Raw genomic sequence first — 12060 nt, forward strand, 5'->3', positions numbered from 1 at the left:
GGCTGACAGGGCGTCAAACCGAAGCCGATACGCCCAGCAACCGAAGAAGAGTGGTTCGCTAAGAAGAAACTCAGGAGGCAAATATTCCCTAATTGAATTGCTGGTAGAGCGCGCGGCCGTAGGGTTAGCCAGGAATATCTAGTAGTATTGAAAACCCGAACTTAGGTATTGCTTTACCTTTTTCGGGCCCCGCATTCCCGCTCAGCACCCTCCACAACCCCAACGTACCCATGTCGTTTTCCTTTCAGCAGTTGCTCTCGTGGCGTCAGGTAGCGCCCGCATGTTTGCTTGGCGCAGCGCTAACTAGCTGCCAAACCCAGTCGACCACCACCACGGCGGCGGCTCCGGCCGCTACTGCCGAAGCTACCCAGCCAGCCGCCGCTAGCCCGGCCATCAGTGCCGCCACCATTGGCAAATACCTACAGGAGGTGTCTGCGGATGAGATGATGGGCCGCAAGCCATTTACCGTGGGCGAGGAGCGCAGCACGAAATACCTGGCAGATCAGTTTCAGCGCTTGGGCCTGCAACCAAGTCCCGATGGCTCCTACTTCCAGCCCGTACCGCTGGTAGAAATTACGGGCACGCCAAGCCCTACTATGCAAATCAAGGGCAAGAGCCAGAACCTAAGCTTCCAGTATAAGACAGACTTTGTGGCCTTCACCCAGCGCGAGCAGCCCCAGGTGGCCGTTACCAACTCGCCGCTGGTATTTGCCGGCTACGGCGTGGTAGCCCCCGAGTACGGCTGGGACGACTATGCTGGCCTCGACGTGAAAGGCAAAACAGTAGTAGTTCTCGTGAACGACCCCGGCAACGCGGGCAACGACACTACCTTATTCAACGGCAAGGCCATGACCTACTATGGCCGCTGGACCTATAAATACGAGGAAGCCGCCCGCCATGGCGCCGCCGGCCTGCTCATCGTGCACGATACCAAGCCGGCCGCCTACCCCTGGTCGGTAGTGCTGAGCGGGGCCATTAGCCCTAAGCTGCGCGCCCAAACTGCCAACAAAGGCGCCGATAAGTGCGCCCTGGAAGGCTGGCTGACCCTGGACGCGGCCAAGAAGCTGTTTCAGGCCGCCGGTCAGAACTATGACCAACTCTACGCCGCGGCCAACACTAAGGGCTTTAAGCCCCGGCCCCTGGGCGGCCTCACGCTCTCGACGAGCATTCAGAATAAGCTGCGCCGCCAGACCTCGCGCAACGTGCTAGCCGTGCTGCCCGGCACGACCCGCGCCAACGAGTATATCATCTACTCGGCCCATTGGGACCATTTTGGGGTAGGCAAAGCTATTGCTGGCGACTCCATCTACAATGGGGCCGTAGATGACGGCACCGGCCTAGCCGCCCTGCTTAGCATTGCTGAGGCCTTTCAGCAGGCCAAGGAAAAGCCTCAGCGCAGCATCGTGTTTCTGGCCGTAACAGGTGAGGAACAGGGCCTGCTGGGCTCGGCTTACTACGCCCAGCACCCGCCCTACCCCCTCAACAAAACCGTGGCCGACCTGAATATGGACATGCTCTGGCCCTACGGTGAGATGAAAGACCTGACGGTTATCGGCTACGGGCAGTCGGAGCTGGAAGACTATGCCCGCGCCGCCGCCAAGGAGCAGGACCGCTACATCCTACCCGACCAACAGCCCGAAACCGGCATGTTCTACCGCTCCGACCACTTCAACTTTGCCCACGTGGGCGTGCCCTCGCTCTACGCTAGCGGCGGCTTCGAGAGCCGCACTAGTGGCAAGGCTACCATTGCTCAGCAGCGCCAAAACTATACTACCAATATGTACCACAAGCCCGCCGACCAGTTTGACCCCAGCTGGGACCTCTCGGGCATCGCCCAAGACGCCCAGCTTTACTTCCGAGTGGGCCAGCGCCTAGCCGCCGAAACCACCTTCCCGCAGTGGCGCGCCGGCTCCGAGTTTAAGGGCGCCCGGGATAAGAGCATGGGCGGGCAGTAAGTCAAGGCATCCGTCAAGTGCGCATTCCAAGCAGCCGGAATAAATTGCACAAGACATTACATACTGTGAGAGAGCATAGCCGAAGCATCTTTTTTCTGTTGCTGATCAACTAACCTAGTAAAGCAACGAAACAAATAGAGATACTTCGGCTATGCTCAATAGGATGACCTACTGGCTTCCTAGGTAGCTTTATAAATATATAGTGAAGGGCTACATAACATAAGTCCCACCCCAACCAACCCTTTGTTCGCAATCCGCATCTTCGCCTCATGAAGAAACTCGGATTACTGGTGTTGCTATTCATTACTGCCCACGTGGCTCGTTGCCAAACCGCCGCGGCCCTACTCCCCGATTCCGTGCAAGCCTTCCTTGACAAGAGCCTGACGCTGCTGGAAACGTACTCGCTGGAGCGAAGCACGGTAAATTGGCCCCAGTTGCGCCAGACAGTGCAGCAGAAAGCCCAGGGCGCGCAGTCGGTGCGGGGTTTGCTGCCGATTTATCCGTTTGTGTTCGAGCAACTCAAGGACGACCACGGCTGGCTGACCTACAAGGGCAAAACCTACAAGTGGCGCAACACGGCCCGCCCTGCCTACTCCAATACTGCCGTGAAGGCGGCGCTGGCGAAGAAGCCCGGCGTGCTGGTGAAGATGCTGCCCGGCAACGTGGGCTACGTGCAGTTGCCGGGCATCAACGCCGGGGGCAGTTTGCAGGCCATGCGCGACGCGGCCAAGGTGGTGCAGGACTCCCTCTGCCGCTTCAACCCTAATAAAGCCACGGCCTGGATTATCGACCTGCGCCTGAACGACGGTGGGGCCATGGCCCCCATGCTAGCAGGCATTGCCCCCATCATCGGCGACGGGTACCTGGGTGGCTTCGTGGACAAGGACGGCAACCCCGACCAGCAATGGTACCTCAAGCAGGGCAACTTCTACATGGATACCCTACAGGTGACCACCTTACAAAACCGCTGCCCAGCAAAACGGACCGACAAGCCAGTGGCCGTTCTGCTCAGCGGCCTAACAGCCAGCTCTGGCGAAATTGTCGCTATCAGCCTAAAGGGCCGACCCAACACACGGTTTTTCGGCGAGCCGACTTACGGTGCCACCACCGCCAACGAAAGCTACAAGATCAGCGGCACGGCCTACCTCACCGTGGCCGGCACGCAGGAAACCGACCGCAACAAGGTAGTCTACCGCACCAACGTCGCGCCCGACGTGCTCATCTCCGGCGGCGACAACTTCGCGGACTTCAGTCAGGATGTCAAGGTAGCGGCGGCGCTGAAGTGGCTTAGGACAACCAGAAAAGCATCAAGAACTCATTAAAAATGCCTTTACTGCACTAGTTGCACCTCCACTGAATCAGCCACTTGATAGCTACTATCGGCCACAGGTAGGTGAGTTGGGTCGTTGTAAGGCCTAGACACAGTTTGGTGGCTCCAGTTAATTTTAACGGCCTCCTTACTTGTGATGTATAGGCAGCAGGCTTCTACTTCTTCGATAGAGTTAAAACTGATGAGAGCAACATCAGACCCGCACACCGTAGTTACGGGCTGATTGCCGGACACCTCCGCATGAAATAGCGGATCTACCACCCGGAAGGTGTTGTTCTGCCAGGTCGCCAGAAAACTCATGCTGCGCCAGTGCACCAGATATATCAGTCGGTGGCCTAGTGGGAAGACAGACTCCACCAGTATTTGTTGATAGTCAAATAGGCTCTTACCTTGACTTAGCTTGGCGTCATAGCTGACGGAAAAGTCCCGCTCCTGGGGTTTATTTTTCCCAACCCAGCGCGTTAATTCCGTGGTGGGGCTATCAATCTGCTGCAATTCCGCAGACCCTAGCATGTGGCCTAGCGAGGATAGAAGGAGATATTTACCGTCGTGCTTTACCACAGCATCCGGGCAGTTAGCGCGGGCTAAATAATAAACGTGCTCCTGTTTATCATAGAAATAGGCCTCACCACCCCACTCACCGTTGCACTTCGTACACACTATGTACCGAGCATCCTCGAACAGCTTGGGCTGCTTGCTCAGTGGCACGGGCTTCAGATAAGGATGCCAGACCTCTTGGCTGAAGGAAACGTAATGGCCGCTGGTAGTTAGCGCAACTAGTTGACTATCCAGCACCCAGTGATAGGCAAACTTGCGGGTATTCAATTTCTGCTCCAAATCCTGGTTCCGCTCTAAGCCTGGCAGTTGGTAACAGGCAAAGTACCCAGGGTGGAAAAGCGTAATCAGGTTACCCTGATAAATAACGGAAAACGACAGCGGGTAAGGAGCCGTGGAAAACGGATTTCGCATGACTACTTCTCGCTTACGCAGTCCTAGCGGATGCGGGGCAAACTCAAGCTTGAAGTCGGCCGCTGTTTCTCCCTCATACACCACTGGCAGCAACGGACTCTCTTCCTCATGTTGACGTTGAAGCCACTGAAAATGCGTCAGTATCTGTTGAAATTCTGGCGGTAGTGTGTAGTAGCGGTTGCGTAAGGCAATACCTGCCTGGAAGCAGAACATGCAAGCGCCAATTGTCACAACCAACAGCACGCCAAGCCCAACCCAAGGTGCTAAAATTCTTTTCATGAACAGTACAGGCGCAATGGAGGCCCACTACCGGAAGCTGACAGTAAACTCCTTCATTGGCGATGCTACGGGAGGCACTAAAGCCCCGAATACTCCGTTGGGCGCAGAAACATGATGTCGATGTGCGACACATTGTTCTGGTACTCGGGCAGGCTGGACAGTTTCTTCCACTCGGGGTCGTTGCCGAAGGATTTCCAGTGAGCTTCCCGCGCTTGCATGTTCGCAAAAGAGGTCATGTATAGCAGGTTTGGCATTTTCGAGCCGAAGAGTACCTCCCCATAGAAGATGGCATTGAAGCCCAGGCGGGAGAACAGCTTGATTTCCCCACCGGCGTTGAACATCTGCACTTTGTTGCGGAAGATCTTCTCGCTGGCGCCCTCATAGCTCCGCAATTCATACACCCGTTCGTTTTTGGGTGCCTCGAGCTGCGGGGCCACTAGGTCTGTCATTTGCTCAAAGGGTTTGATGAAAACGGTTTCTAGGCGGCTATAAGCTGGATTAGTATGGGCCGCATTCACGTAGCCCCCCCCAGTAGCCAGCAGTTTCGCAGTGGTTTCCTGGCCCACTTTTTCCCATTGCTTCAAGGACGAATATGGGGTCAACACATAGATTCTTCGATCAGCGGCCGTGTCGTTGCCGATGGGCTTGAACACACCAATTTTAGTAATGCCGGCGGTGCGCAGTGCGGGCATATATTGGTGCTGTAAGAAACTATCAATTACGGCCTCCTGCCGGCTGGTTTTAAGGTGGTACACCTTGAGCTCCAGGTAGGCAGGACGCGCCGCGAGGGCAGTACTGGCCGCGTTTCCCCTGCCCATTCCCAGGAGCAAAAGAACTGTAAAAATCAGAAAGTGAAGCGGTTTCATAGCTAGCAAGTAAAAAGGCTGAATGAGCCGAAAGAAAATTAGATTAGGTAAGCGCAGCCCTACTACTTATAACCGCGGGTCCACGGCCTCGCTCTCCAGCGCCAGCACGCCAAATACGCACTGGTGCACCTCCCGCAGCGAGGCTCCTGCCACGAAGCGCTCCAGGCCTTCTACGCCGAGGGCAAATTCGCGCAGGGCCAGGTTACGCTTAGACTTGACGGCCCGTTCGCGCAGGCGCTCCAGGTTGCCAGGCAGCAGGTAGTCGGGGCCGTAGATAATGCGCAGGTACTCGCGGCCGCGGCATTTGAGGGCCGGCTGCACCAAATGCTGGCGGCCACTGGGGATGAAGTCGTAGGGCTTTACTACCATGCCTTCGCCGCCGGCCGCCGTGAGGTCAGTCCACCACTGGGTAGCAGCTTCTACGTCGGCAATGTCTTGGAGGTGAACCACGCGGTAGGGCGTGGCGCGCAGTAGTTCTTCGTCGGCCAAGCAGATAGCACGCAGGGTTTCCATATGCCAGGCGTGGTCCTTGTCGAAGTAGGTATGCCCCTCGGTAGCCAAGAGGTGGAAAGGAGCCAAGCGCAGGTCAGAGAGGCTTTCCACAGGCCAGCAGTAGCGACGGTAGGCTTCAGCGTAGTGCTCAGCGGCCGTTTGGCGGGCAGTGGTGCGTGCGAGCAACGCCTCTACTCCATCGAGGCCGCGGGTGGTGGCTTGGCTGAGTACAGCCACGGCTTCGGGTAAGGCGGCCGTAGCAGCGGCTGCAACGGCCGCGTACTGGTTCTTGATCAGTTCCTGGGCCTTAGCCGACCAGGGCAACAGTTCGGCATCAAGGCAAAGCCAATCAGTATGGAATTTCTCCCAGAACCCAGCCGTGGTGAGGGCATTTTGCAGGCGCGTGAGAAAAGCCAACTCCAGCGTGGCATCGGTGAAGAAGTTGCGGCCGGTACGGGTGTAGCACCGGCCCGGCCCCTCGCCCACTACTCCAAAACGACGACGTGCGGCTTCTTCATCCCGGGCCAGCACTATTACCACGCGGCTACCCATGTGCTTTTCCTCGCACACCACTCGCTCTTGGCCCTGGCGGCGGAAGTAGTCGAAGGCTTCGGCGGGATGCTCCAGCAAATCGGGCAGCGCCGAAGTTTCTGAAGGGCTCATGGTTGGTGGCAAGTAGAGCAGCCACTTCGGGTTCAGGGCAAAGCGCGACATCACTTCCAACGCCGCCGCCGCATTCTCTTCCCGAATGGTAACGGAGGGTAACAGCCGCGTTTTGATGATTTGCTTGCCCGTCACGTCGCGGATGTCCAGCAGGTCGTCGTGCTGCTGCTGGGCCGAAAGTTGGGCTACATCGGCGGCTACTTCGGCCGGACGAAGCGGACGTACCGGCTCGCAGTACACCTGGGCGGCGGGCACGGCCACCAGTTCCCGCTCGGGGTAGCGCAGGGCCGTGAGGTGGCCTCCAAACACGCAGCCCGTATCAATATCAATGGTGTTGTTGAGCCATTCGGGGTCTGGTACGGGTGTGTGGCCGTACACCACCATCGCGCGCCCTCGGTATTCTGAAGCCCAGTTGTAGCGCACGGGCAGGCCAAATTCGTCGATTTCGCCCGTCGTCTCCCCAAACAGGGCAAAGGCGCGCACGGCACCCGAGCCGCGGCCCTGCATCTCTTCGCGCATGCCAGCGTGGGCCACCACCAGCTTACCGCCATCTAGCACGTAGTGGCTCACTAGCCCATCTAGAAACTGACGCACCTGGCTCTTGAACGCCTCCGACTCAGTAGCCAGCTGAGCTACCGTTTCTGCAAAGCCGTGCTTTTCGGCTACCTGCTTGCCGTTGAGGTAGCGCAATAGCTTAATGTCGTGGTTGCCGGGTACGCATAGCGCTTGGCCGCCCTGCACCATGCTCATCACCAGGCGCAGTACTTGCGGCGAGGCGGGCCCCCGGTCTACCAGGTCGCCCAGAAACAGGGCACGCCGGCCGGCTGGCGCCGTTACGTGCACGCCCAGGTCGCGGACATCCTCCGTAGGATTGGTGTGCACCATGTAGCCCAACTGGGTGAGCAGCGCCAGCAGTTCGTCGTAACAGCCGTGCACGTCGCCAATGATGTCAAAGGGGCCAGTGTCTTGCTTGCGGTTGCTGTAGAGCGGGTCGCGCACGATGGTTTGCACGGCGTCAATCTCTTCCGGCCCGTGCAGGTGGTAGATATGGCGGAAGCCTTCCTGCTTCAGGAATTTGAGGCTGCGGCGCAGTTGCTGGCGCTGCTGAGGTACTACGTGGCGGCCCAGGTGCTGGCGCTCGGCGCGGGCCCGGTTGCGGTCCTCAGCTACGCGGTCGGGCACGTCGAGGATAATGGCCGTGGGCAGCACGTGGTAGTCGCGGGCCAGTTGCACAAGCGTTTTACGAGCCTCAGGCTGCACATTGGTGGCATCTACCACCGTCAAGAGGCCCCGCTTAAGACGCAGCCCCACCATATAGTGTAGTAGGGCAAAGGCATCCGGCGTAGCCGACTGGTCGTTCTCATCGTCAGCCACTAGGGCCCGGCACTGGTCCGACGACACAATTTCGGTAGCCTGAAATAAGCGACGGGCAAACGTACTCTTCCCCGCCCCCGAGGTACCAATGAGCAGCACCAGGGAGAGTTCGGGGAGTTTAAGGGAGGTATAATGGGGCATTACGTGGTTGAGAATATCTAGTAGCAGGCGTAAGATTAGGCACAATTACCCACTACTGCATATTGGGTAACGGTAGGTAAGCCATTTAACACGCTTACGTACGGAGAATATAGACTCTTGCCAACCTAGCACCACAAGTTTACGATCTGTAATTCGCTGAGGGTCATTTTAGGTTCTGCTACCTTCCCGTCACTCGGTACTCGACTCGTCGGTTGAGCTGGCGGGTGGCTTCCCGGTCGTTGCTGGCGCGGGGCTCGGCACCACCTAGGCCCAGGCCCGTGATGCGGGCTTCGGCTACGCCGTGGTGCACGAGGTAGGATTTCACGGTGGCTACGCGCCGCTCGCTAAGCTGCACATTTTTCTCCGCGGGGCCCACGTTGTCGGTGTGGCCGCGCAGCTCAATAGTGAGGCTGGGAGTTTCTAGCAGCAGCTTTAGTAGTCTTCGCAGGGCGGGATACGACGTTGACAGCAGCCGGGAGCTTCCCTGCTCAAACTGCACTTTGTCGAGCCCCAGGGTCGTACCCACAGCAAGGGGTTGCAGTAGAATATCCTGCACGTAGGGGCCACGGCGCGGGCGGTAAGTGCTATCCAGAGGCAAATAGCCGGCCAGTTGCAGATGGGCGGCCACGGCGCGGCCGGGGTCTACCAGAAACGAAAATACTCCCTGGGCCGTGGTGAGTACCGTGGTTTCGGCACCGGCCGGCCCTAGGCGCAGCTTCGCTTGGGGTAAGGGCTGAAGCGTAACGGCGTCCAGGATTCTACCCCGCCAGGTACCAGTAGTAGGTGGGGGTGGCGGCGCAGATACGGCGGCTACTTCCGCTCCCGAAGAAGCCGGCCGCAGCAATGCGCAGCCGGCCAAATCAGTGTAAATACCGCGCCGAACCAACTCGGCCTCGCCCCGGCGCATGTCTACTCGGTAGAGGGCTTTGGGGCCCGCCATGTACAGCCAGCGGCGCCCCGCTCCATCGGTCTGAAATAGTAAGTCGCTGTAGCCGCCCCGTTCCGGGAGGCCCGTGAAGCTAGTTAGGGCGGGAACCGGCTGGCGGGTATCCAGGTTCACGCGCATCACCGAGCCGTCGGTACTGTACACCTGATAGAGGGTGCGGTTTTCGTCGAGGCAGAAGTTGCCGTGGGTGCCGGCGCCGGTAAAGCCAATGGTGGAATAAAAGGGTGCTTGCCGTAGGGGGTCCGTGGTCCAGAGCGTGGTTACGGCTCCGTCAACGGGATTCACCTTCACCAGCTTGCTCGCGTCGGAGGTCATGAAGTACAAGCTCCCTTGCACATCGGTGGCCGCCGAAATCCACACATTTTCAAGACCTTGGGCCGGTAGGCGCCACGGGGTGTATTCGCCCTTTCTGGTAGCGGGATTGTAGCGGTACACCCGCTCAGGAGTATTAGTTGGCGATTTGGTGACGGAATACAGGCAGTTGTCGAAGCCCTTGGCTAAGGCGTAGGACTGAAACGGCAGCACGCGCCAGTGCACCTTGGGTCGGGCCGATAGGTTCGCCGCCGAAAACTCGTGGATGGTTTGGCAGTCGTCTTCCCAAATAGCGTTATCGGAGCGCAGGGCAGCAATGGCGTACATCTTCTCATCGCATGATGACGACGAGGCAGCCGGCTGCTGAACGCGGGGTGCCGTGCTCACGAACCGGAACGACTCCAGCAGTTTCTCCCCTTCCGCCAGGTAGCGGGCATCCTGGACGGTAGCGGCCCGGTACTCCAGCGCAACTGCAACGCCCTGGCGCCAGATCCGGCGCCCAACCACGCGGGTGCGGGGCGCCGGGGCGGGCGAAGCAGCGTAGGTGTACTGGTACTGCACTTCCTGCTGGCTGCCCGCGTCGTGCTGCATTAGATAAACTACCTGCGAGTGCGGAAGGCGCTGAATCTGATGCCACACGGAATCTTGCTGGTTGCGCAAAAGCACGCCACCAAGCTTGGGAGGCGGAGCAGGCAGCGCAAGGCGCCGAATAGTGACGGTGACGGGGGAAGGCGTTGCGGCGGTGGAGAAAACCACTTCTCCTAACTCATTGGTTGGGAGGCGCCGCCAAGAGCTGAGGTACATGAGCTGGTAATGCGCCGCCGTATCGGCGTATACGCGCGCCGGCTCCTGCGCGGACAGCTTCAGCCAGCAAAGCAGTAACGCCAGCGTCAGCAAAACCTTCATAAGCAAACTAGTGAGCAAAGGAAACTGCCTTAAATATAAAAGGCAGCAGCTCCTTCTCACTACTACTCCCCTGCCTACCCGAGGAAAGTAGTAGATATACCCAGCGTTTACTGCTCAAATACGGCCAACTGGGAAGGCGCCCCCACTTCCGCCACCTCCGGCCCCAACGGCTCTATCCGCACGCGGTAGCCATGCCGGCCAGCCACACCAGCTGCCCACTCCGCAAACTGAGCTCGCGTCCACTCGAAGCGGTGGTCCTCGTGGCGATACTCGCCGGCGGAAAGAGTTTCGTAGCGCTGGTTATAGTCGGCATTGGGGGTAGTAACGAGGACGGCACCGGGGCGAGCGCGGGCAAACACTACCTGCTCAAAAGCCGTCAGGCGACTTTCATCCAGGTGCTCGATAACTTCTACCACGGCAGCGGCATCGTAGCCAGCTAGGCGCGGGTCGTGGTAGAGCACGGAGCCCTGGGTGAGTGTCAATCGCTCGCGCTGGCGCGGGGGCATTTCAGCTACGTGTAGGCGCTGCTGGGCCCGCTCCAGCTCCCGCCACGATACATCCAGAGCCAAGATGTGCTCGATGTGCGCAGCCTTCAGTAGGCGCCGGACCAGCTTGCCTTCCCCGCACCCCAGGTCTAGCACTCGCTTGGCGCCAAGACGACTGATTTCCTCCGCTACCCGGTCGAGGCGCAAATCATGCAGGCTCAGCCTTTCGGCAGGCCCAGCAGCAGCTTCTGGCAACGACAGCGGGCCAGCCGTGGTGTCAGCCTCCGCTTCAGCAGGAATTGGAAGATCATCTGTTGCCGCCTCATCACCGGCTAGTAGGCGCTCCAAGGTTGGGTTTACATACTCCGCAAACCGTAGGTAGCGGCGAGTAATAAATTCCCGAGCGGGATGCTGAGGCAACCACTCCCCACCTCGGCGCAGAAGCTTCTCGGCTTCCTCCCGGTTAACCCAATAGTGCTTGTCGCCCCGGTCTAGCACAGGAATCAGCACGTACAGGTGGCTGAGCATATCGCGCAAGCGCAGGCCAGTATGGCGCAGGCGCAGCGTATAGTAGCGGCTGTTGCCCCACTCCGGTACGGTGGGGTCGAGGGGGTGCGCCTCCGTTTCTACGGTGTATCCCAGAGGGGAAAATAAGGACCCGAGCTGTTCGGCACTGGTGGCAGGAATTACGGCTACGGTAGCTTCCAGCGGAAGCAACTGCTCGGGTAATTCAGGCCGGTCCTTACAAGTACCATTCATGGCCGTGTTAAACGCCTTCGACAGGGCAGCACTAAAGAAAGACGAGGCCACGTAGGGCCGGTCGTTGACGTACTGCTCCAAGGCAAATCCTTCGCCAGCTGGCCCACGGTGGTTACGCACAAGCCCAATCGGGTCTACGTCGAGCAGCAACGCCACAGTGCAGCGCTCAGCGGTGGCCTCAGGGTAAAAAATATGCGCCTGTCCGGCGGCTACTTCCAACGTCTGAAGGCGAGCTGGATTTTTATGCAGCAAGTAGCCGAGGTCGGTGGCTGGCTGGTGAGTAGTAGTGATGGTAAGCAGCATCTGAAGTATAGCAACGCAAATAGCACACGGCACCGCAGCTATTCAGCCGTAGGCCGCGGCAAGATACAAGTTTGCAATTTTTCTGACCCTAGATACGGTGAATGATCCAATGACAATTCATATCAAAGTAGATAACCAAAAGAGTAATATTACACCTTTTGGGTTAATGAGTAAGTTCTTAATTATCAGCATAAACAACCTGATTTTATACATATGTTTTATAGATATTATTATCATTTGTATAACTATAAACCTGTTGTATTTTATGCATTTGGGCAAA

7 protein-coding genes are annotated in these 12060 nt (G+C 58.3%); 2 read left to right on the forward strand and 5 right to left on the reverse strand.

The genetic code is table 11. The annotated features are described in order from the left end of the window. Positions 1-230 precede the first annotated feature (230 nt). Together CHB83_RS10160 and CHB83_RS10165 are read left to right on the forward strand one after the other, a co-directional pair. A complete protein-coding gene (locus CHB83_RS10160; RefSeq protein WP_089332565.1) occupies positions 231-1955 on the forward strand; it encodes a M28 family metallopeptidase in 1725 nt (574 codons plus the stop codon). A 269-nt stretch (positions 1956-2224) separates the two neighbouring features. Next, positions 2225-3277: a S41 family peptidase gene (locus tag CHB83_RS10165; protein WP_089332566.1), complete on the forward strand. Its 1053-nt coding sequence runs from the start codon at positions 2225-2227 to the stop codon at positions 3275-3277. An 8-nt stretch (positions 3278-3285) separates the two neighbouring features. Here the strand turns inward: CHB83_RS10165 and CHB83_RS10170 are convergent, their stop codons facing one another. The 5 genes from CHB83_RS10170 to CHB83_RS10190 form a co-directional block, all read right to left on the reverse strand. Further along, positions 3286-4533, reverse strand: a complete 1248-nt coding sequence (locus CHB83_RS10170) for a hypothetical protein (protein WP_143437107.1) — start codon at positions 4531-4533, stop codon at positions 3286-3288. Positions 4534-4610: 77 nt separating this feature from the next. Continuing rightward, positions 4611-5399 (reverse strand): NIPSNAP family protein, encoded by a 789-nt coding sequence (locus CHB83_RS10175; RefSeq protein ID WP_089332568.1) that lies wholly within the window; start codon positions 5397-5399, stop codon positions 4611-4613. Between the two features lie 66 nt (positions 5400-5465). Then, entirely contained in the window at positions 5466-8069 is a 2604-nt protein-coding gene (locus tag CHB83_RS10180) for a polynucleotide kinase-phosphatase (protein WP_089332569.1), read from the reverse strand. A gap of 178 nt (positions 8070-8247) precedes the next feature. Continuing rightward, positions 8248-10233 (reverse strand): OmpA family protein, encoded by a 1986-nt coding sequence (locus tag CHB83_RS10185; protein ID WP_089332570.1) that lies wholly within the window; start codon positions 10231-10233, stop codon positions 8248-8250. A 107-nt stretch (positions 10234-10340) separates the two neighbouring features. Then, complete coding sequence (locus tag CHB83_RS10190; protein WP_089332571.1) at positions 10341-11780, reverse strand: 3' terminal RNA ribose 2'-O-methyltransferase Hen1; 1440 nt, start codon at positions 11778-11780, stop codon at positions 10341-10343. Positions 11781-12060 lie beyond the last annotated feature (280 nt).

The sequence above is a fragment of the Hymenobacter mucosus genome, from assembly GCF_900188255.1.
Taxonomy (GTDB): Bacteria; Bacteroidota; Bacteroidia; order Cytophagales; family Hymenobacteraceae; genus Hymenobacter; species Hymenobacter mucosus.